Consider the following 21,223-nt stretch of genomic DNA (forward strand, 5'->3'; position numbering starts at 1 on the left):
TCAGCTCGCGGGGTGGGCGCGCAGGGCGGTGACGAGCCAGGTGAGCGGCGGGCCCAAGGGGGTGGGGGGCGGCCAGGCGTTGATCACGGCCAGGAGCCGGAGGTAGCGCTCTCTGCGGGGGTCGTTCGCCGCCTCCAGCCTGGTCAGGAGCCGCCGCCTGAGCACGGCGTCGTCGGGGTGGCCGAGCAGGCGGGCGTACTCGCCGGCGACCGCGGCCACGACCGGCCCGGCATCGGGTGAGCCGGGATCCACGCCGGCCGCCATGGCCGCCTCCGCCGCCGCGATCCCCATCGAGACGGCGTCCCGCCGCAGCCCTCGGCCCGAGCCGGGGAGGGCGTTCCGGTCGGCGGTGTAGGACGTGGTCAGGTGGCGCATCAGCGTGCGGAAGGACGGGTCGCAGGCCAGCTCGGCCAGCTCCATCCAGGCCTCCACCTGCTCCGGCTCGGCGTCGTCCGGCAGCTCGGGGGTCAGCGAGACCCTGGCCCCCGCGAACCCCGATCCCGCGCCCGGCCCCGCGTCCGATCCTGCGTCCGATCCCGCGTCCGATCCTGCGTCCTGTTCCGGGTCCGGGACGGCGGCGTCCAGGAAGTCGGTGATCAGGCGGCGGCGTTCGTCCTCCGACAGTGCGGCCAGTCTGTGCATGAGCTCCATCTCCTCGGGTCCCGACCCGCGCCGGGCCACCACCGTCAGCACCGCGCGCCGCAACCGCAGCGTACGGATGCGCACCGCCAGCGCCTCGGCGTGCGCCGCCGCGACCTGCGCGAGCGTGAGCTCCCGGTCCACGACCTTCCGGACCGTGGCCAGGTCCACGCCCAGGTCGCGCAGCGTGCGCACGAGGTCGAGGCGGGCCGCGGCGGCGGCGTCGTAGAGGCGGTAGCCGGCCGGGCTGCGTTCCACCGGCGGCACGATCCCCTGGTCGGAGTAGAACCTGATGGCCTTGACCGTCAGCCCGGTCCGCCGCGCCAGGTCGCCGATCGTGTAGAGGGTGCCGCCGTCCATGTCCCAACCATGGCGTCTCCCCTGACGGGAGACTCAAGTGCCTCCCTCGTTGCGCGGTCTCGGGCGATGACCGTAGTGTCAAGCCTCGGATCGTGACTGGCGTGATCGTAAGGTGGGACTGACCACCGGGGAGCGGTCCTGCACGTCGCCGCGCGCCTGGGTGCCCTCACTTCGACGGCTCGGGAGATGGCATGGCTGAAGAGCACCCCCATTCGTACGGCGACTACGACGCGGCCACCGTGTCGGCGGCCTACCGCAACGCGCTCGACGTGATCGCGGCCGTCGAGCCGGGCGTCGCCGGCGCGATCCGCGGCGAGCTGGCCGATCAGCGAGCCTCGCTGAAGCTCATCGCGAGCGAGAACTACGCCTCACCGGCCGTCCTGCTCACGATGGGCACGTGGCTGTCCGACAAGTACGCGGAAGGCACGATCGGCCACCGCTTCTACGCCGGCTGCCAGAACATCGACACCGTCGAACGGCTCGCGGCCGACCACGCGAAGGCCCTGTTCGGCGCCGAGCACGCCTACGTCCAGCCGCATTCGGGCATCGACGCCAACCTGGTGGCCTTCTGGGGCATCCTGGCCCACCGGGTGGAGTCGCCGGCCCTGGCCGCGGCGGGCGCCCGGCACGTCAACGACCTGTCGGAGGACGACTGGGAGACCCTGCGCAAGGCCCTGGGCGACCAGCGTGCCCTGGGCATGTCGCTGGACGCGGGCGGCCACCTGACCCACGGCTTCCGTCCCAACATCTCCGGCAAGATGTTCCACCAGCGCTCCTACGGCACCGACCCGGAGACCGGGCTGCTCGACTACGACGCGCTGCGCGCGACCGCCCGCGAGTTCCGGCCGCTGGTCCTGATCGCCGGTTACTCGGCCTATCCGCGGCGCGTCGACTTCGCCCGTATGCGGGAGATCGCCGACGAGGTGGGCGCGGTCCTGATGGTGGACATGGCGCACTTCGCCGGGCTGGTGGCGGGCAAGGTGTTCACCGGCGTGCACGACCCGGTGCCGTACGCGCACGTCACGACGACCACCACGCACAAGTCGCTGCGCGGGCCGCGCGGCGGGCTGGTGTTGTGCCAGCGGGAGTACGCCGACTCGATCGACCGCGGCTGCCCGATGGTGCTGGGCGGCCCGCTCGGCAACGTGATGGCGGCCAAGGCCGTCGCGCTGGCCGAGGCCCGGCAGGTGGCGTTCGCCGACTACGCCCACGCGGTGGCCGCCAACGCGGTCGCGCTGGCCGAGGGCCTGGTGCGCCGGGGCGTACGCCTGGTCACCGGCGGCACCGACAACCACCTGGTCCTGCTGGACGTCTCCACGTACGGGCTGACCGGCCGGCAGGCCGAGTCGGCGCTGCTCGACGCGGGGATCGTGACCAACCGCAACGCGATCCCGCGCGACCCCAACGGCGCCTGGTACACCTCGGGCATCCGCGTCGGCACCCCGGCGCTCACCTCACGCGGGTTCGGGCCGCAGGAGTTCGACCGGGTCGCCGAGCTGATCGTCGGTGTGCTCACCGACACCACGCCGTCGTCCACCTCCAAGGCCAAGTACGACCTGCCGCCGGGCACCGCCGGGAAGACCCGCGCCGCGGCGGCCGAGCTGCTGACCGCCCATCCGCTCTACCCGGGCCTCGACCTGGCCTGACGTCTCACTCCTCGGCGCGACGGGCCCGTTCCGCGAAGTAGCCGGCCGCCGCCCGCGTGTGGGCGGGGAAGGCCAGCTCGGCGGGCCCGTCGATGACCAGCCACTCGCTCGTCTCGGCGGTGGCCGCCATCGGCGGCAGCGCGGACGCGGTCGTGCCCGGGGCCAGCCCGAAGATCAGCACGGTCCCGTCGGGGGCGCTGACCACGTCGAAGAGCGTGACGCCGGCGGCCTCGGCGACCACCCCGGTCTCCTCGCGCAGCTCGCGGACCGCCGCCTGCTGCCAGGACTCCCCCAGGTCGACGAAACCGCCGGGCAGGGCGAGCCGGCCGCGGTGGGGCTCGACGTCCCGGCGTACCACGAGCAGGCCGTCGTCGACGGGCAGCAGCGTGACGGCGACCGGCAGCGGGTTGAGGTAGCTGGTGTTCGCGCAGGCCGCGCAGGTGCGGGGCCAGGGCTGGTCGGGGGCGAAGGCGGCGCCGCAGAAGGAGCAGTACGCGTTCCTGATCACGCCGCGATCCTAGACCTGCCGACGGGACGCCAGAAGGGCACCGTTTTGCGGTGAAATGTGGCACCTTGAAGCCGGGGACGCCTCCACTCCCCGGAAGGACGGCAGCACCGTGCCCACGTTCGACAGCCCGGAACCGATCAGCGTCACGATCCACATCGACGCCGGCGAGGCCACGATCGTCGCGGGCGACCGTACCGACACGGCCGTCGAGGTACGCCCCTGCTCCCCGGACGTCAAGGCCGACGTCGAGGCCGCCGCGCAGACCCGGATCGAGTACGCGGCCGGCCGCCTCGCGGTCAGGACGCCGCGCTCGCTCAGCCTGTTCGGCGAGCCCGGCTCGGTGTCCGTGGAGATCGGGCTGCCGGCGTCCTCGCGGCTGCACGCCACCGCCGACCTGGCCCTCGTCGTGGTCGAGGGTGACATGGGCGCGTGCGACGTCACGATCGGCGCCGGGGACGTCCGGATCGGCCGGGCGGGCCCGGTGGAGCTGCACACCCATCAAGGCGACATCGTCGTCGAGCGCGTCACCGGCGACACCAGGCTCACCACGGGCTCCGGCGAGATCCGCGCCGGGCGGATCGACGGCGCCGCCGAGATCAGGAACCACCACGGCCGCACCTGGATCGGCGAGGTCACCGGCGACCTGACGCTGCGGATCGCCAACGGCGACGTCACCGTCGGCCGCGCCCACGGCTCGGTCGTGGCCAGATCGGCCGGCGGCGACACCCGGCTGGAGGAGGTGTCCCGCGGCCGGGTGGACCTGGAGACCAGGGCGGGCGACCTCGACATCGGCGTACGCGACGGCAGCACCGCCCGGCTCGACGTCAGGTCGCGGACCGGCCGCGTGCACAGCGCGGTCGAAGCGGCCCGGCGGCCCGCCGACGCCGCCGAGACGGTCGAGGTGCGGGCCCGTACCGGGTCGGGGGACATCACGATCCGCCGCGTGCACACCCCCTGACAGCCGGCGGTCGCCACAACGGTCAACCCGCGACGGCCCGGTCCGCCCTGGTGACCAGCGCGTTCCCGCGGTGCGGCTGCCAGGCGGCGCGCAGGCCGCGTAACTCGTCCCGGACGCGGGCCGAGGAGATCAGGCGGATGTCGTCGCTCAGGTCGAGCACGGTCGCCGCGGCCCGGTCGACCTCCCCCGCGCGCAGGAAGGCGTGGGCGGCGCGCAGGCCGATCAGGGCCCGGGTACGCAGCTCGACCGGCCGCCTGGCCCGCATGGACGCGGCGAAATGGCGGGCGGCGGTGGCGTGGTCGCCGAGCTGGGTGAGCGTCAGGCCGATCTGGTGCTCCAGGGACTCACGCCGGTAGTTGCCCGTCCACTCCGACTCGGGCACGGAGTCGGCGCGTTCGAGCTGGGACTCGGTGTGGCGGAGCAGGCTGAGCGCGTCCCAGCGGGTGCCGGCGGCGGCGTGGGCCTCGGCGCGCATGCCGGTGATCCACGCCTGGGTACGTGCGGGACCGTGCCCGGCCAGCGCGGAGGAGGCGGCCTCGGCCAGCGCCAGCGCCTCGCCGTCATGGCCCAGCTCGGCCGCCTGGACGGCCATGCTGCGCAGGGCGGTGGCGCGCAGCAGCAGGTCGGCGGCCTCGTCGGCCAGGCGCACGCTGCTGATGTAGTAGCGCTGGGCCAGGGCGTGGGCGCCGGCGTCCATGGCCATGTAGGCGGCCAGGTAGCTCAGCTCGGCGGCGGCGGCGAACAGGTCGGGCCGGCGGCGGCCGGACGTGCCGTGCAGCAGGGGCGTGACCTCGCGCGACAGGTAGGCGGCGACGGCGGCCCGGCCGTGGCCGCCGCCGTAGCGGTCGTCGAGGTCGGCGAAGGCGCGGGTGGTGGCGCGGATGCGCTCGACGTCGCCCGCGCCCGCCCGCCGGGCCGCCGCGCGTCCCTGCGCCCGGTGCGCGGACAGGCGGGACAAGCCGGATAAGGCGGCCAGGGTGAACGTGCCGGCCGTCAGCACCGTACGCCGGTTGAGCAGGTCGTCCTCGCCCAGCACGGCCAGCCGGGCGACCGGGTCGCCGCGCCAGGGGTCGTCGGCGGACGGCGGCGTCCCCGGCTCCGGCCATCCCAGGTGCGCCGGTCGCAGGCCGGGCCTGCCGAGTCGGCGGCGGAACGCCTCGACCGCCGCGCCCACCGCCTCGGGACGCGGGATCGTACCGGTCAGCCAGTGGCCGACCGCCGAACGGTCGTAGTGCACGCGCTCGCCGCTCTCGGCCGCGACGGCGTTGACGTGCCGCGCGGTGGCCGCGTGCGTCCAGCCCGCCTGCTCGATCAACGCCGCCAGCGCCCGGTTGACGACTGGGTGGGTGCGCCGGGGCGGCATCTCATCTTCACTTCGCTTCACATCGCGGTGGCCTAGACGATGCGCCCGGCGTGGCGCACCGTCAAGAGTGCGGGAAGCCGAGTCCGACGAGGGAGAGCCGATGAACGGGCTGTACGGCGAGGGGCGGCGCGAGAGCGGCCTTGCGGAGGTCGCACACCAGGAGCTCACGGCCGCGCTGGCGGGACGCCCGCTGGTCGGCGTCGAACGGTTCAGCACCGCGCTGCGCACCGGCTACACCGGCCCGGCCCCGGTCGAGGCCCTGCGCCCCGCCCTGAGCATCGGTTGTTACGCCGCGTGGGACCCGGCGCTGCCCGGCATGGTGGTCACCGCCGAGGACCGCACCCGCACCCGTTCGGTGGCCGAACGGACCACGTGGGTGCCCCGCGTCCGGCACGAGGCCGCCCGCCATCTGCTCAAGCTGGACCGCCCGCCGGTCGTGTTCACCTGGTACGACAACGCCCGCCTGCGCGAGCTGGCCGGCCCTGGCGCGACGATCGCGGCCGTCGACGCCGGGGTGCGGGCCGCGATCGAGTCCAAGCACCTGCTGGACGACCTGCTGCGGGCGGCCGGCGTGCCGGCGGTGGCCCGCATCCCCTGCGTGCACGTCGAGCGGCTGCCCGGCCTGGCCGAGCTGCGGCGCGCGGTCGGCTCCGCGCGGGTCGTGGTCCAGGCCGGCCGGACGGCGGACCGGCGCGGCACCGTGGTCGTGTCGGGCGAGGACGGCATGGCCCGCGCGGCGCGGCTGCTCGGCCCGTACCGGGTGGCGGCGTACGTGCCGGGCTGGCCGTGCACGATCGCGGTGCTCAGCGTCCCCGACCGCGACGGCGGCGTCCAGGTGTACGCCGACCGCCCCGCCCACACCTCGGCCGGCGTCGCCGAGCTGGGCGCCGGGCCGCTGCGCAGCACGGGCGGCGACTGGTCGCGCCCCTGGCCGACGCCCGCCGCCGCGCTGCTCATCGAGTGCGCCGAGCGCATCGCGATCTGGGCCTGGCGCAGGTACGGCGCGGCCGGCCTGTTCAACGTCAAGGCCCTGCTCACCCCGGGCGAACGGGTCTACCTGTCGGCGATCAAGTGGCGGCACCAGCAGGGCACCGAGGTGTCGGCGGTCAACCAGCAGGCCGTCGGGCTGCCCCCGTTCGTGCTGGCCCACCTGTCGGTGATGCTCGGCGGGCAGGTGACCTGGCTGGGGGACGCGCAGGAGTTCAACCAGCTCACGCTGCTGCGCGCGGCCCAGCCGGGCGGCCCCTTCCACGTCAGGGTGCGCCTGGCCCGCGACACCCCCGTACGGGTGGCCGCCGCGCACGGCCCCGGCGTCTACCGGCTGGACGGGTCGGGCCGGCTGCGGTGGGTGCGGCGGGGAGCGCACCCGTCCGACGCGCGCGCGGCCCGGGGCGAGTTCCTGCTGGCCGACCTGCCCGAGCCGGACGTCGTCTGCCATCCCGGGGCCGACCTCGCCACGATCGAGGGCGTCGCCGAGGGCGCGGCGCACCCGTTCGACGGCCCGGACGCCGCCTCCCCTGCCGTACGGCGGATCGTCGCGGCCGTCGAGGACCTGTTCGACGAGGTCAAGGAGCCCTGAGGGGAGGCCCGGCCCGCTACTTGACGCCGCCCGAGGTGAGCCCGGCGATGATCCGCCGCTGGAAGACCAGCACCACCACGACCAGCGGCACGGTGACGACCACCCCGGCCGCCATCTGGGTGCCGAACGGCTGGTCGAACCCGTACGCGCCGGTGAACTTGGAGACGGCCACGGTCGCGGTCTGCATCTCCTTCTCGTTGACCATGCTCAGGGCGATGATGAACTCGTTCCAGGCGGCGATGAACGTGATGATCGCCGTGGTGAACACGCCGGGCGCGGCCAGCGGGATGACGACCTTCCGGAACGCCTGGCCCCGGCTGCACCCGTCCACCATCGCCGCCTGCTCCAGCTCGAACGGGAGCTGCCGGAAAAACATGGTCAGGTTCCACACCGCGAGCGGCAACGCGAACGACAGGCTGGGCAGGATCATCGCCTGGTAGGTGTTGATCCACGAGATGCCGGTGAACAACTTCAGCAGCGGCACGATCAGCGAGATGCCGGGGAACATCGACGTCGCGATGACCACCCCCAGCACCACGTTCTTCAGCCGGAACCGCAGCCGCGCCAGCGCGTACGCGCTCAGCACGCCGACGACCAGCGTGAGCAGCGTGGTCGTGCCGGCCACCACCGCGCTGTTGAGCAGCGACCGCCCGAACCCGACGTCCGGCCCGAACACCGCGGCCAGGTTCTCCAGCGACCAGGGCGCGGGCAGCGGCGTGTTGTCGAACTGGTCCTGCGGGCGGCGGAAGGCCGAGACGACCATCCAGTAGAACGGGATCAGGCAGTAGGCGGCGACGGCCGCGATCCCGGCCCGGCGCAGCGTGTTCCCGGCGGTCATCCGGCCGCCTCCCGCCCGGACGGCTCGCGCAGCCGGCCGAGGATGTCGGCGCCCAGCAGCCGGACGAAGACGTAGGCCACGACCGCCACGTACAGGAACAGGACGGTCGCGTACGCGGCGGCGGCGCCGTAGCGCAGGTTGGTGGCCTCGTCGTAGGCGAGCATGGACAACGTACGCACCGACTCCTTGCGCGGGCCGACCAGCACGAACGGCAGGTCGAACATGCGTAGCACGTCCAGCAGCCGGAACAGCACCGCCACCAGCAGCACCGGCTTGACCAGCGGCAGCGTGACCCGCCAGAACCGCTGCCAGGCGGTCGCGCCGTCCACCCTGGCCGCCTCGTGCACCTCGCCGGGGATCAGCTGCAGGCCCGCCAGCACCAGCAGCCCGACGAACGGCGCGGTCTTCCACGTGTCGGCGATGATCACCGCGACCTTGGCCTGGAAGCCTTCCGTGGTCCACAACACGTCACTGCCGATGATCTGGTCGGCGACGCCGCCGGACTGGAAGATCCAGCGCCACAACAACGCCGACACCGCGGTCGGGATGGCCCAGGGGACCAGGATGCTCGCCCGTACCACGCCCCGGCCGCGGAAGGCCCGGTGCATGACCAGCGCCATGGCGACCCCCAGGACCGTCTCGATCACGACCGTGACGACGGTGAAGAACGTGGTGTTCCACAGCGCGCCGTAGAAGGCGGGCGCGCGTTCGCCGGCGAGGATGTCGGCGTAGACGGACAGGCCGACGAACCTCTCGCCCTCGACGACGAAGCCCTGCGGGTCGAGGCTCTGGCCCTCCTCGAACAGGGATTCCCGGACCGCCGCCAGCACCGGGAAGCCGACGACCAGCCCGATCACCAGCAACGTCGGCGAGATGAGCAGCGCGGCCAGCCGTCCGGAGCCGTCCCCGCCCGCGCCCACGGCCCCTTGATCGGCGGCGACGGTCACGACCGGGTCAGCGTCTGGAGCTTGGTCTGCAGGTCGGCCAGCACCTGCCCGGAGGGCCGCGCGCCGGTGATGGCCGCGTAGGCGGCCTCCTGGATGGCCGCGGTCACGTCGCCGTACCGCACGACCTGGGGCCGCGGCTTGGCGTTGAGCACCGACTCCTTGAGCACCTTCAGGTACGGGTACTTCGCCTGGAGCTCCGGCTCGTCGTACAGGGCGGCCCGTGTGGGGGCCTCGGAGCTGGCCAGCAGGTTGGCGCGCTGCCGTTCCTCGCTGGACAGGAACGTGACGAAGTCGAGCGCGCTGGCCCGGTTCCTGGCGAACGCCGAGACGGCCAGGTTGTGCCCGCCGAGCGTGGGCACGCCGGGACCGTTCAGGCCGGGCAGCGGGGCCACCGCGAACCTGCCCGCGACCTTGGAGGAGCCGTCGTGCCTGTCGGCCAGGGCGTACTGGTAGGGCCACTGGCGGTGGAAGAGCAGCCTGCCCTCCTGGAAGTAGCGGCGTCCCTCCTCCTCCTTGAAGGTGATCGCCTGCTTGGGGATGAGGCCGGTCCTGAAGCCGTCGACGAGGAAGTCGAGCCCACGCTCGGCGGCCGGGGTGTCGACGTCGGGGCGGCCGGTGGCCGGGTCGACGATCGTCCCGCCCGCGCTGTTCACGGCTTCGGCGAAGTTGCAGGTCAGGCCCTCGTACTTCTCGTACTGGCCGGCGAAGCAGCTCACGCCGGGGACCTTCGCGCAGTCGGCCTCCATCTCCCGCCACGTCTTCGGCGGCTCCTTGACGCCCGCCTTGTCCAGCAGGTCCTTGCGGTAGTAGAGCAGGCCGGCGTCGGTCTTCCAGGGCGCGGCGTAGAGCCTGCCGCGGTACTGGCCGGTCGCCACAGTGGGCGGGAGGAAGGCCGCCAGGTCGAACTGCTCCTGCGGCAGCGGCAGGATCCACCGGTTGGCGGCGAACTCCGAGGTCCACACCACGTCGAGGGCGAGCACGGTGAAGGCGTCGGACTTGGCGCGGGCGTTCTGGATCATCTGGTCGCGCTGCACGTCGGCCGACTCGGGCAGCTCGACGATCCTGGCCTGCTCGTCCGGATGGCCCTTGTTCCAGGCGTCCACCTGGTTCTGCAGGTTGCGGGAGGTGTCCTTGCCCGTCGCGAGCGTGATCGGGCCGCGTCCGGTCATCGCGCCGCCGGACGGGGTCGCGCCGCCGCCGGGCGGCGTGCCGCCGCACGCCGCCGCCATGGTCAGGAGCAGGCCGGCCACGGCCGTTCTCGCAGCTTTCCGCACCTCAGTGTCCTCCCTTCGGCCCCCGTTCACCCGTGACGGGGGTGGGACGCCGGAGCACCCTTCGGGCGCGTCCGCGCGGGACGGTCAACGCCGGGCCGAATTCGTGCCGCGCCGGGCGATGAGTTCCGCCGCCCGCGGAAGTCCAACCGGTGTCACCTCGATTCCGCGGAAGGACCCACACCGATGAGCACCACGCACATCCTCGACATACCCGGCGGCCGGCTGAGCTACCACGTCCGCGGAAGCGGCCCCCTGCTGCTGCTCGTGGGCGCGCCGATGAACGCCGCCTTCTTCGCCCCGCTGGCCGAGGAGCTGGCCGGGGAGTACACGGTCGTCACCCACGACCCGCGCGGCGTCTCCGGCAGCACCCTCGACGACCCCGGCCAGGACTCCACCCCCGCCCTGCGGGCCGAGGACGCCCTCGCGCTCATCGACGCGCTCGGGGCGGAGTCCGCCGACGTGGTCGGCAGCAGCGGCGGCGCGGTGACCGGCCTCGCCCTCGTCGCCCGCCACCCCACCCGCGTGCGCACGCTGGTCGCGCACGAGCCGCCCCTGCTGGAGCTGCTGCCCGACGTCGCCGAACGGCGCGCCGAGGTGGACGACATCATCGAGACGTTCCGCCGGGAGGGGCCGGGGGCGGCGTTCGGGAAGTTCATGGCCACCGCGGGCTACGAGCCCGGCGAGGACGACTCTCCCCCGCCGCCGAGCGAGTCGCCCGAGCAGGACCTCGCCGACGCCACCCACTTCTTCCTGCACGAGCTGCGCGGCACCACCCGGCACGTCCCCGACGTCGCGGCGCTGAAGGCCGGCCCGGCCCGGGTGGTCGTGGGCATCGGGGCCGAGTCGAGCGGCCTGCTCACCGCCCGTACCTCGAAGGCGCTGGCCGACCTGCTCGGCGCGCCGACGGTCGAGTTCCCCGGCGAGCACGGCGGCTTCGTCGACCATCCGAAGGAGTTCGCCGACGTGCTGCGCGAGGTGCTGGCCCGCTGACCGGGCCCGGCCTCCGGCGGCCTCGCCGAGCCGCGCCGAGCCGCGGTCAGCCGCCGGGGGTCAGATTCGCCGGGAAGCCGCCGGTCGCGATCGGCCCCCAGCGGTCGATCGTGATCCGGATGAGCGACTTGTTCTGGCGGCGCATGGCCTCCCGGTACTCCTCCCAGTCGGGGTGCTCGCCGGCGACGCACCGGTAGTAGTCCACCAGCCCGTCCAGGGCCCCGGGCATGTCCAGCACCTCGCCCCGCCCGTCCACCTGCACGTACGGGCCGTCCCAGTCGTCGGACAACACGCACATCGACACCCGCTCGTCGCGGCGCACGTTCCCGGCCTTGGCACGCTCCGGGTACGTGGACACCACGATCCGGCCCTCGTCGTCCACGCCGCACGAGACCGGCGAGAGCTGGGGACGCCCGTCGGAGCGGGTCGTCGAGAGCAGGCCGTGATGCCGGGGGCGGAGGAAGTCGAGAAGTTCGGGCAGGTCGACCCGTTGGGCGGTCGCGATCCTCGGAGCCATCTGAGACGCCTTTCCTGTGCGGTACCGGCTTCGATCCTGTCATCCGGCGCGGGCCCCGCCTTTCCCACCCCGCCGGGGCGGCCCTATCGTGTGGATCACCGACATACGCCCGCACACGCCCGGGGAAGGAGCGGAATGCCGGAAGTCCGTCCGCTCCGGCCGGGCGATCCCACGCGGATCGGCGACCACCGGCTGCTCGGCGTGCTCGGCTCCGGCGGGCAGGGAGTGGTCTACAAGGGGGTCGACGGCACGGGCCGCGAGGTCGCGGTCAAGCTGCTGCACAGCCACCTGACCCAGGACGACACCGTCACCAGGGGGTTCCTGCGCGAGGTGGAGGCGGCGCGCCGGGTGGCCGCGTTCTGCACCGCCGCGGTGCTGGACGTGGGAGTGGCCGACGGGCGGCCGTACATCGTGAGCGAGTACGTCGCGGGCGACACCCTGCAGACGCTCGTCCGGGAGTCGGGGCCGCGTACCGGGGGTGCGCTGGACCGGCTGGCGATCTCCACCCTGACCGCGCTGGCCGCCATCCACGAGGCCGGGATCGTGCACCGGGACTTCAAGCCGGGCAACGTGCTGATGGGGCCCGAGGGGCCGATCGTCATCGACTTCGGCATCGCCAAGGCGCTGGGGGCCACCACGCAGGCCTCGGCGCCGATGGGGACGCCGGCGTTCATGTCGCCCGAGCAGTTCGCGGGTGAGCGGGTCGGGCCGGCGTCCGACGTGTTCAGCTGGGCGGGGACGATGGTGTTCGCGGCGACCGGCCGCCCGCCGTTCGCCGGTGAGACGGTCGCCGCCATCCTGCACAAGGTCATGAGCGGCGTACCGGATCTCGCGGGCGTACCGGCCCACCTGGCGGGCCCGATCGGCGCCTGCCTCGCCAAGGACCCGAGCGCCCGCCCGACCCCCACAACCCTCCTCCGCCACCTCATCGCCACCCCCGCCTCGCCCTCCGCCGACGCCCAGGGCGCCGGCGGAGCGCCCGAAGGGCCCGCCGGGGGCTTGGGGCCCGAGCGCCACGCGCCCACCCAGCCCGGCGCCGCCCAAGGCGCGGGGCATCACGGCGGGGTTGTGCCCGGGGCGCCCGCGGGTGGGGCTGTTCTCCCCTCCGGGGGGCTTGCCACGGGGCCAGGGGTTCAGGGGGAGGCGACCAGGGCGGGTGTCGAACGGCGGGTCAGCCGCAGGGCCGTCGTGGTCGGCGGTGTCACGGCGGCCGCCGCCGCTGCGGCGTCCGCCTTCGTGCTGCTGCGTCCCGCGAGCGGCCTGAGCGACGACCCCGTCGACCCGCCGACCGGTCGTACGACCGACGCGCCGGCCACCCGTACGACCGGCCCGTCCGCGACGGCGACGGAACGCCCGGCCACGCCCACGGCCGAGCCGTTCGGGGCGCCGGTCAGGGAGCCCGTCGCGCTGCCCGCCGGGAGCGGCGAGCCGACCGTGCTGGCCGCCGCCGGCGCCACCGTCGTCTGCGGCACGTCCAAGGGCACGGTGCTGACCTGGGACCTGACCTCGTCCGGCACGCCCGTCATCAGGCTCGGCGACGGAGGCGGCGCCGCCACCGCCGTGGCCTGCGGCGGCGGCCGTACGGCCTCCGGGCACCGCGACGGCGCGATGCGCCTGTGGAACCCGGCGGGCGGCGAGACCGGCGAGACCGGCAGGGCCAGGGCGGCCGACCCCGTCATCGCCGTCACCACCGCCGGCCGCGGCGTCGCGGTGACCCAGAAGTACGACAGCCTCACCGACCTGCACAGCGTCGTACGCCTGTGGGACCTGTCCACGGGCCGCCAGATCGGCCCCGCCGTCACCGACCACTTCCAGGGCGTCAACGGGCTGGCGTTCGGCCGGCTCGGCGGCGACGACGTGCTCGTCACCGGCGACGGCGCCAACCGCGTCCGGGTCCGCCGCCTGTCCGACGGCAAGGTGACACATACGTACAAGACCGGCGAGATCGGCGGCATCGAGCTCCTCGCCTGCGGCGAGCTGGACGGGCGGCCCGTGCTCGTCTCCACCCATCTCGACGCCACCCTGCGCGTGTACGACCTGGCCACGGGCAAACGCAGGAAGAAGTGGCCGTTCAGCCGCCGCAGCCCCGATGACCGTGGGACGTCCGCGCTGGTCACGGGCATGCTCGGCGGCACGCCCGTCGCGGTGGTCGCGCACGCGCCGGGCAGCGGCGAGGCGGCCGTCCGCGTCTGGAAGCTCACCGACGGCGAGGTTGCCGGCGAGCTGGGCCCGGGGCCGGGAGCCGAGATCCGTGCCCTGGCGCTGGCCGGGTTGCCGGGCCGTCCCGTCGTCGTGGGCACGGGCGGCGACGCCCTGCTGAGCGCCTGGAGCCTCGGTCCCGCCTGACGCTCATCTGCGTTTAAGAATCGCGGCTTAGGGTTCGTGGCTGTGCTGATGGACGAGGTTGTGCAGGGGACCGTGCGCAAGCCGCCGCGCCGGGTCTGGCGACGGCGGCTGGCGACGGCGGTCGCGGTGCTGTTCGCGGCGGGGACGGCGGTGCGGCTCGGCGGCCTGGAGTCCGGGGTGCTGCTGGTCCCGCTGGTGTCCTTCACGCCCTATTTCGGGGTCGCGGCGCTGCTGATGCTCGGGTTCGCGGCCCTGGCCCGCAGCCGGGCGGCCGTCGCGATCATGCTGGCGGTGTGCGTGTGCCTGGCCTGGGTCGTGCTCCCGCGCGCCCTCGGCAGCGGTACGGACGCCGCCCCCGGCCGCCCGCTACGCGTGCTGACCGCCAACCTCAACGGCGGACGCGGAGACGCGGAGACGATCGTCGGCTACGTCCGCAGCCTGAACGTGGACGTGCTCAGCCTCCAGGAGCTGACCTGGGCCGAACGCGACCGGCTGGCGGCGGCCGGGCTGGAGGCGCTGCTGCCGTACCAGCTCACGAAGCCGGAGACGTGGGGGCCGGTGGGCAGCGGGATCTACGCGCGCTACCCGCTGCGCGAGCGTACGGGCGTGTTCCAGCCGGTCGGGCATCACATGCCGGTCGCGGAGGTGGCGGTGCCCGGCGGGGCGGTGGAGGTGGTGCTCGTGCATCCGGTCGCGCCGGTGCCCTCGACGGTGCCGGAGTGGGAGGCGGGGGTCGGGACGCTGCCGCCCGCGACGTCCACGGGCGCGCCGCGGATCCTGGCCGGGGACTTCAACGCCACGCTGGACCACGCCGTGTTCCGGCGGCTGCTGGGCACCGGGTACGCCGACGCGGCGGCGGCCACCGGGAAGGGGCTGGTGCCCACCTGGCCGATGCGCCGGATCCCGCCGCTGGTGGCGATCGACCACGTGCTGACGGACGGGCGCGGACGGGCGGTGGACACGCGGATCCTCGACCTGCCCGGCTCCGACCACCGCGCCCTCTTCGCCGACCTACGCCTCCGGCCCTGACCCACGCCCGGTGCGAGAACGGGCGCGGGCCGGGGGGGTCGGGCGGCGGTGGCCGTCGAGGGTGAGCCGGGTGGGGCAGGGTCAGATGAGCCAGGCGGCGGTGTCGGTGGGGAGGCGGTCGCCGTCCAGGGGGCCGCTGGCCAGCAGGACCGTCGCGTGGCCGGGCAGCGGCACCGGCTCGGCCCCGAGGTTGACCACGCAGGTCAGGCCGGAGTCCCGGGTGAAGGCGAGCACGTCGGGGCCGAGGTCGAGCCAGGTCAGCGTGCCGTCGCCGAGCCGCTCGGCACGGATGCGCAGGCCGTTCCGGTAGAGGTTGAGCATCGAGCCGAGGTCGGCGGTCTGGGCCTCGACGGTGAGCTTGTTCCAGGCGTCCGGCTGCGGCAGCCACGGCGTGGCCGTGCCGAACCCGAACGGCGGCTCGTCGCCCGACCACGGCAGCGGCACCCGGCACCCGTCGCGCCCCTTGACGGTGTGGTTCGAACGCCGCCACATCGGGTCCTGGCGCAGCTCGTCGGGGATGTCGTCCACCTCCGGCAGGCCCAGTTCCTCGCCCTGGTAGATGTAGATGCCGCCCGGCAGGGCCATGGCCAGCAGCGCCGCCGCGCGGGCCCGGCGGTAGCCGAGCTCCAGGTCGGCGGGGGCGCCGTCCCGGCGGTCGCCGTGGTCCCAGGAGGTGTCGGCGCGGCCGTACCGGGTGACCACGCGGGCGACGTCGTGGTTGGACAGCACCCAGGTGGGCGGGGCGCCGAGCGGGGCGTGGGTGGCGAGGGTCTGCTCGATCACCTCGCGCAGCCCGGCGGGCTCCCAGGGGCAGGCCAGGAACGGGAAGTTGAAGACGGTGTGCAGCTCGTCGGAGCGCAGGTAGCGGGCCAGGCGCTCCTGGTCGGGCAGCCACACCTCGCCGACCAGGACGCGGTCGGCGTACTCGTCGTTGATCAGGCGCCAGCTCCGGTAGACGTCGTGGACCTCGTCCAGGTCCTCGTACGAGCCGGTCAGGCCCTCGGGCTTGGTGAGCAGGGCGGCCGAGTCGATGCGGATGCCGTCCACGCCGCGGTCGTACCAGAAGCGCAGCACGTCGTGGAACTCGCGGTGCACGTCCGGGTTGGTCCAGTTGAGGTCGGGCTGACCGGGGTCGAACAGATGCAGGTACCACTGGCCGTCCGGCAGCTGGGTCCAGGCGGGGCCGCCGAAGATCGACTGCCACTCGCCGGGCTCGTCCCGGAACCAGAACCGGTCGCGTACGGACGGGTCGCGCAGCGCCTCCCGGAACCACGCGCTCGCGGTGGAGCTGTGGTTCGGCACCACGTCGATGATGATCCTGATGTTCAGCTCGTGCGCCTCGGCGATGAACTCCTCCGCCTCGGCCAGGGTGCCGAACACGGGGTCGATGTCCCGGTAGTCGGCCACGTCGTACCCGCCGTCGGCCAGCGGCGAGGGGTACCAGGGGTTGAGCCAGATCGCGTTCACCCCGAGCGCCGACAGGTACGGCAATCGTGCCCGCAGCCCCGCCAGGTCGCCCACGCCGTCACCGTTGCCGTCGGCGAAGCTGCGCAGGTAGACCTGATAGATCGCGGCTCCCCGCCACCACGTTTCGGACATGCTGAAGACAACTCCTTGCCATAGGTGAAGGCACTCAGCCCTTGAGGCTGCCGGCGGTGAGTCCCGCCATGATGTGCCGCTGGAAGATGAAGAAGACGATGACGGTCGGGATGCTCGCGATCACCAGGCCGCCCATGACCTGGTCCTGCGACACGGCCCCCGCGGTCTGGGCCAGGCCCACGCTGAGCGTCATGTTGTCGCTGTCGCTCATGACGAGCAGCGGCCAGATGAAGTCCTTGAACGAGGTGACGATCGTGAAGATCGACGTCACGCCGAGGATCGGGCGGGAGACCGGCAGCACCACCGACCACAGGATGCGGAACGGCCCGCCCCCGTCGATCTGGGCGGCTTCGAGCAGTTCGCGGGGGATCGAGTCGAAGAACCTCTTGAGCAGGAAGATGTTGAACCCGTTGGCGGCGGCGGGCAGCCACAGGCCCCACGGGTTGTTCAGCAGGTCCCAGCCGAACAGCGGCACGTCGTGGATGGCGAGGTAGGTGGGGATGAGCACGACCATCGGCGGGATCATCAGGGTGGCCAGCATGGCGCCGAGGATGACGTTGCCGAGCGCCGGGCGGAGCTTGGACAGCGCGTACGCGGCCGTGACGTCGACCGCCATGGTGATCAGCCAGCCGCCGACGGCGTAGAAGACGGTGTTCTTCAGCAGCGTGCCGATGTCGAACAGCTCCCACGACTCCAGGAACTTCCCGAAGTTCAGCTCCTTCGGGAAGAGCGTGGGCGGCACCTGGGCGAACTCCTCGGCCGACTTCAGCGCGCCGGTGATCATCCAGTACATCGGCAGGAGGAAGACGACCGTGAACGTGACGACCGTCGCGACCAGGACCGTCCAGTAGACGCGCCGTCCCCACCGGCTGTTGAGCTGGTGCGGGGAGATGATCGTACGGAACTGCACCTCGATGCGCTTGGGCTGCCGCCGTCGCGTCCTGCGTCCTGGCGAGGGGGGCGCGGCGGGGCGTTGCAGGGTGGCGTTCGACATGGTCAGCTCTTCTCCTCGCGGGTCAGCCGGAGCTGCACGGCGGCGAAGGCGAGCAGGACGACCATGAGCATCATCCCGAGCGCGCCGCCCGCGCCGTAGTTGCTGTAGGTGAACGCCTGCTGGAACATCAGGAACGCGACGGTGGCGGTGGCGTTCTCGGGGCCGCCGCCGGTCAGCAGGTACGGCTCGATGAAGACCTGCATGGTCGCGACGATCTGCAACATCAGCATGAGCAGCAGGATCAGCTTGGTCTGCGGGATCGTGATGTGCCTGATCCGCTTCCACACGCCGGCGCCGTCGAGCTCGGCGGCCTCGTAGAGGTCGGGTGAGATGTTCTGCAGCGCCGCGAGGTAGATCAGGGTCGCCGAGCCCATGTTCATCCAGGTCGAGACGAGCACCAGGCAGATCAGCGCGGTGTCGGTGGAGTAGATCCAGTTGAGGCCGGGCAGCGAGAAGAAGCCGAGGATCTGGTTGAACAGGCCGACGTCGGGGTCGTAGAACCAGCGGAAGAGCAGCACGGCGACCGCCGGGGGCAACATGACCGGCAGGTAGACGACGAACCGCAGGTAGGCCCGGCAGTGGCGGAGCTCGTTCAGCAGGATCGCCACCGCGAACGGCAGGCCGTAGCCGAGCAGCAGCGCGAGGACCGTGAACGTGAGCGTGTTCAGCCACGCGGGGCCGAACGCCGGGTCGGCGAAGGCCGTCCTGAAGTTCTCCAGGCCGACCCACTCGGGCTCGTTGACCAGGTCGGTCTTCTGGAAGCTGAGGATGAACTCCTGGACAATGGGATACCAGGAGAACAGGACGAAGCAGAACAGCGCCCCGACCATGAACCCGTAGGCCGTCAGGTTCCTCCGCAGCGCCCGGCGCAGCGGCGAGGGCGGCCTCGGCCGTCGCGCGGTTCCGGCGGTCGCAATGCTCATGGGGTGTCTCCGATCACCGACTCGACGTACCGGGGCGCCGGCGGGCGCGGCGCCCCGGTCTCACGTTCCGCTCAGCCCTTGCTGGCCAGCATGGCGTTCGCCTTGGTCTCGGCGTCCGCGAGGAGCTGGTCCACATTGGCGTCCTCGCGGCTCAGCACGGCGGACATGGCCACGTCGAGGATGGCGTAGAGCTCCTGGGCGTGCGGCGGCTCCATCTTCGGCGGGATGGTGGCCGAGGCGTCCACGTACGGCTGGTAGTTCTCGACCGGCAGGGTGGCGCTGGCCTTGCGGGACTCCTGGAGGGCCTTGCCGGTGGCCGAGGCGCCGTAGACGTCGTTGTCGGGCACGCCGACCGGGTTGCCGAGCGACTTGCCGCGGGCGAAGTCGAAGCGGCCCTTGTCGACGGTGTTGAAGCGGAAGTCCACCCAGGCCAGACCGGCCTTGACCTGCTCGGGCGTGGCCTTGGGGTTGACGAAGAACGCCTCGCCGCCGCTCAGCGACGCCTTGGCCTCGGGGAAGCCGGTGATGCCGTAGTCGGTGGCGGCGCCCTTGAACTTGTTGACCACGTCGGTGACGACGTCGGGGGCGCCGAGCATCATGCCGACCTTGCCCGAGCCCATGGCCTGCATGAGGGGCTCCCAGGCGTTGAACAGCTTGGCGCCGGTGCTCTTGTCCACCCAGCGCAGGTCCTTCAGGAACTGCAGCACGGCCTTGCCCTCGGGCGAGTTGAACGCGGCGGTCTTGCCGTCGGCCGAGACCATGTCGCCGCCGCGGCCGTACAGGGCCTGGTTGAAGTGCCAGCCGCCGGTGTTGCCGCCGGAGTACTCGCCGTAGCCGATGACGCCGCCGCCGAGCGCGGCGATCTTCTTGGCCGCCTCGCGCACCTCGGCCCAGGTCTTGGGCGGGGTGTTGGGGTCGAGCCCGGCCTTGGTGAACAGCGCCCGGTTGTAGACCAGGCCGACGCTGTAGTGGACGTTGGGGACGCCGTAGACCTTGCCGTCCTTGGTGACCAGGTCGCGGACGTCCTGGCGCAGGTCGTTCCAGTTCTTGATCTCACCGGTGTACGACGTGATGTCGAGGGCCTGGCCCTTGCCGATCACGTCGGCGTAGTTGGTGACCGGAACCACGAACACGGTCTCCATCTGGCCGCCGGCCAGCTTCGGCCCGAAGGTCTTGGGATCGAAGCAGGGCTGCTGGTCGGTGCTCTTGACCGTCACGCCGGGGTGCGCCTTCTGGAACGCGGCCACGTCGTCGTCCCAGGCCTGCCGCTCCTTGGGCGCGGACTTCGCGGGCTGGCAGGCGACGGTGATGCTCACCTGCGCGGCACCCGAAGCGCTGCCCTGCGCCTGGGGCTTGGTGTCGTCGCCACTGCCGCAGGCCACGGCGCTCATGCTCAGGCCTGCCGCCAGGAGCAGCCCCACAGTCCTGCGATAGTCCGATCTCTTCATCGATCTGACCCTTCTGAAGCTTGACGAAGCCGGTCGAGATGCCGCTCCCGACAAGGCGGTGAGGGGACGGTGAGGCGCCCCGCTGTGCGCTCACAATGGCAGATCCCTCAGATGTCCGCAATGTTTCGACATGGGATTGCAAGATAACGACTAGGTCACCGGAAGAGCTCTTCAGGAGGAGCCGCGCACCCGTCCCGTCGAGGCTCTGACCACCAGTTCCGGGTCGAACAGCAGCTCGTCCGCGGGCACCGCGTGCTTGTCGATCTGGGCGATGAGGAGGTCGACGGCCGCCCGGCCCATGGCGTCGATCGGCTGGCGGACGGTGGTCAGCGGCGGGTCGGTGCAGTTCATCAGGGCCGAGTCGTCGAACCCGACCACCGAGACGTCCTCGGGCACCGACTTCCCGGCCCGGCGCACCGCCCGTACGGCGCCGAGCGCGAGGAGGTCGCTGGCGCACACGATGCCGGTGACGCCCTTCGCGACCAGCCTGGCGGCCGCGGCGTGACCGCCCTCCAGCGAGTACATGCTGTGCTCGACCAGGCCGGGATCGACCACCCCCGCCACAGCGGCGAGCTTGCGCCTGGACGGCACGTGGTCGCGCGGCCCGAGCACCAGGCCCACCCGTTCGTGGCCGAGGCTGCGCAGGTGGCCGAGCGCGATCTCGGCGGCCACCACGTCGTCGGCCGACACCTGCGGGAAGCCCAGGTGCTCGACGGCGGCGTTGACCAGGACGGTGGGCAGCCCGCGCTCGTAGAGCAGCTCGTAGTGCTCGTGGGAGGCGTCGGCCTGGGCGTAGTGGCCGCCGGCGAAGACCACGCCGGAGACCTGCTGGGACAGCAGGAGGCTCACGTAGTCGGCCTCGCTGACCCCGCCCACCGTGCGCGTGCACAACACGGAGGTGAACCCCTGCTGGGCCAGGGCGCCGCCGACGACCTCGGCGAACGCGGGGAAGATCGGGTTCTGCAGCTCGGGGAGCACCAGGCCGACCAGCCGGGCGCGGTCGCCGCGGAGCCGGGTCGGGCGCTCGTACCCGAGGACGTCGAGCGCCGTCAGCACGGCCTCCCTGGTGGCCTCCGACACGCCGGGCTTGCCGTTGAGCACCCGGCTCACGGTCGCCTCGCTCATGCCGACCTTCTTGGCCACGTCTCCGAGTCGTCGGGTCATGCGCAAACTATACGACCAGATCCGCAAACACTTGCAACAGCTTGCGGCCAGCCTTGCAGGAGAGCTCTGCGCGATCTGCGGCGCACGCAGGGCTTGTGACC

18 protein-coding genes and 1 riboswitch are annotated in these 21,223 nt (G+C 72.8%); of the genes, 6 read left to right on the forward strand and 12 right to left on the reverse strand.

Annotated elements, in window-relative coordinates; translation table 11 throughout:
- The gene (locus tag IEZ27_RS25560; protein WP_189649560.1) at positions 1-999 is read right to left on the reverse strand and encodes a MerR family transcriptional regulator; all 999 of its coding nucleotides are present in this window, start codon (positions 997-999) and stop codon (positions 1-3) included.
- Positions 1,000-1,081: 82 nt separating this feature from the next.
- Positions 1,082-1,168, forward strand: a riboswitch (ZMP/ZTP riboswitch).
- A 70-nt stretch (positions 1,169-1,238) separates the two neighbouring features.
- On the opposite strand from IEZ27_RS25560, the gene IEZ27_RS25565 reads away from it, so the two are divergent.
- Positions 1,239-2,645: a glycine hydroxymethyltransferase gene (locus IEZ27_RS25565; RefSeq protein WP_379478636.1), complete on the forward strand. Its 1,407-nt coding sequence runs from the start codon at positions 1,239-1,241 to the stop codon at positions 2,643-2,645.
- A 4-nt stretch (positions 2,646-2,649) separates the two neighbouring features.
- Here IEZ27_RS25565 and IEZ27_RS25570 read toward each other — a convergent pair whose 3' ends face one another.
- Positions 2,650-3,153, reverse strand: coding sequence for an NUDIX domain-containing protein (locus IEZ27_RS25570; protein ID WP_125632885.1), 504 nt, complete (start codon positions 3,151-3,153; stop codon positions 2,650-2,652).
- 109 nt (positions 3,154-3,262) lie between these two features.
- On the opposite strand from IEZ27_RS25570, the gene IEZ27_RS25575 reads away from it, so the two are divergent.
- On the forward strand, positions 3,263-4,111 hold the full coding sequence (locus IEZ27_RS25575; protein ID WP_189649562.1) for a DUF4097 family beta strand repeat-containing protein: 849 nt from the start codon (positions 3,263-3,265) through the stop codon (positions 4,109-4,111).
- Positions 4,112-4,133: 22 nt separating this feature from the next.
- Here the strand turns inward: IEZ27_RS25575 and IEZ27_RS25580 are convergent, their stop codons facing one another.
- Positions 4,134-5,474, reverse strand: coding sequence for a hypothetical protein (locus IEZ27_RS25580; RefSeq protein ID WP_229824314.1), 1,341 nt, complete (start codon positions 5,472-5,474; stop codon positions 4,134-4,136).
- Positions 5,475-5,574: 100 nt separating this feature from the next.
- Between IEZ27_RS25580 and IEZ27_RS25585 the strand changes: the two genes are divergently transcribed.
- The gene (locus IEZ27_RS25585) at positions 5,575-7,053 is read left to right on the forward strand and encodes a hypothetical protein (RefSeq protein ID WP_189649563.1); all 1,479 of its coding nucleotides are present in this window, start codon (positions 5,575-5,577) and stop codon (positions 7,051-7,053) included.
- Positions 7,054-7,069: 16 nt separating this feature from the next.
- Here IEZ27_RS25585 and IEZ27_RS25590 read toward each other — a convergent pair whose 3' ends face one another.
- Genes IEZ27_RS25590 through IEZ27_RS25600 form a run of 3 tightly spaced genes read right to left on the reverse strand, consistent with a single transcriptional unit; the run spans position 7,070 to position 10,112 of the window.
- The gene (locus tag IEZ27_RS25590; RefSeq protein WP_189649564.1) at positions 7,070-7,891 is read right to left on the reverse strand and encodes a carbohydrate ABC transporter permease; all 822 of its coding nucleotides are present in this window, start codon (positions 7,889-7,891) and stop codon (positions 7,070-7,072) included.
- Positions 7,888-8,838 (reverse strand): carbohydrate ABC transporter permease, encoded by a 951-nt coding sequence (locus IEZ27_RS25595; RefSeq protein WP_229824315.1) that lies wholly within the window; start codon positions 8,836-8,838, stop codon positions 7,888-7,890. Before IEZ27_RS25595 ends, IEZ27_RS25590 begins: the two co-directional genes overlap by 4 nt.
- On the reverse strand, positions 8,835-10,112 hold the full coding sequence (locus tag IEZ27_RS25600; RefSeq protein ID WP_229824316.1) for an ABC transporter substrate-binding protein: 1,278 nt from the start codon (positions 10,110-10,112) through the stop codon (positions 8,835-8,837). Before IEZ27_RS25600 ends, IEZ27_RS25595 begins: the two co-directional genes overlap by 4 nt.
- Before the next feature lie 183 nt (positions 10,113-10,295).
- Here IEZ27_RS25600 and IEZ27_RS25605 point away from each other — a divergent pair, with 183 nt between their 5' ends.
- On the forward strand, positions 10,296-11,102 hold the full coding sequence (locus IEZ27_RS25605) for an alpha/beta fold hydrolase (protein ID WP_189649565.1): 807 nt from the start codon (positions 10,296-10,298) through the stop codon (positions 11,100-11,102).
- Between the two features lie 46 nt (positions 11,103-11,148).
- Here the strand turns inward: IEZ27_RS25605 and IEZ27_RS25610 are convergent, their stop codons facing one another.
- Positions 11,149-11,619, reverse strand: coding sequence for a PPOX class F420-dependent oxidoreductase (locus IEZ27_RS25610; protein WP_125632895.1), 471 nt, complete (start codon positions 11,617-11,619; stop codon positions 11,149-11,151).
- Between the two features lie 135 nt (positions 11,620-11,754).
- Here IEZ27_RS25610 and IEZ27_RS25615 point away from each other — a divergent pair, with 135 nt between their 5' ends.
- The gene (locus IEZ27_RS25615; protein ID WP_189649566.1) at positions 11,755-13,965 is read left to right on the forward strand and encodes a WD40 repeat domain-containing serine/threonine protein kinase; all 2,211 of its coding nucleotides are present in this window, start codon (positions 11,755-11,757) and stop codon (positions 13,963-13,965) included.
- Positions 13,966-14,013: 48 nt separating this feature from the next.
- Positions 14,014-14,994, forward strand: coding sequence for an endonuclease/exonuclease/phosphatase family protein (locus tag IEZ27_RS25620; RefSeq protein ID WP_229824317.1), 981 nt, complete (start codon positions 14,014-14,016; stop codon positions 14,992-14,994).
- Positions 14,995-15,075: 81 nt separating this feature from the next.
- On the opposite strand, the gene IEZ27_RS25625 is transcribed toward IEZ27_RS25620, so the two are convergent.
- The 5 genes from IEZ27_RS25625 to IEZ27_RS25645 form a co-directional block, all read right to left on the reverse strand.
- On the reverse strand, positions 15,076-16,593 hold the full coding sequence (locus IEZ27_RS25625; RefSeq protein ID WP_189649567.1) for a glycoside hydrolase family 13 protein: 1,518 nt from the start codon (positions 16,591-16,593) through the stop codon (positions 15,076-15,078).
- Between the two features lie 34 nt (positions 16,594-16,627).
- Positions 16,628-17,587 (reverse strand): carbohydrate ABC transporter permease, encoded by a 960-nt coding sequence (locus tag IEZ27_RS25630; protein WP_189649568.1) that lies wholly within the window; start codon positions 17,585-17,587, stop codon positions 16,628-16,630.
- Positions 17,588-17,589: 2 nt separating this feature from the next.
- Positions 17,590-18,510 carry a carbohydrate ABC transporter permease gene (locus IEZ27_RS25635; RefSeq protein WP_125632903.1) on the reverse strand — a complete coding sequence of 307 codons (921 nt, stop codon included), beginning with the start codon at positions 18,508-18,510 and terminating at the stop codon, positions 17,590-17,592.
- 71 nt (positions 18,511-18,581) lie between these two features.
- Positions 18,582-19,958, reverse strand: coding sequence for an ABC transporter substrate-binding protein (locus IEZ27_RS25640; RefSeq protein ID WP_189649569.1), 1,377 nt, complete (start codon positions 19,956-19,958; stop codon positions 18,582-18,584).
- Positions 19,959-20,129: 171 nt separating this feature from the next.
- Entirely contained in the window at positions 20,130-21,122 is a 993-nt protein-coding gene (locus tag IEZ27_RS25645; RefSeq protein ID WP_189649570.1) for a LacI family DNA-binding transcriptional regulator, read from the reverse strand.
- Positions 21,123-21,223 lie beyond the last annotated feature (101 nt).

It is taken from the genome of Nonomuraea spiralis (genome assembly GCF_014648435.1).
Lineage (GTDB): Bacteria > Actinomycetota > Actinomycetes > Streptosporangiales > Streptosporangiaceae > Nonomuraea > Nonomuraea spiralis.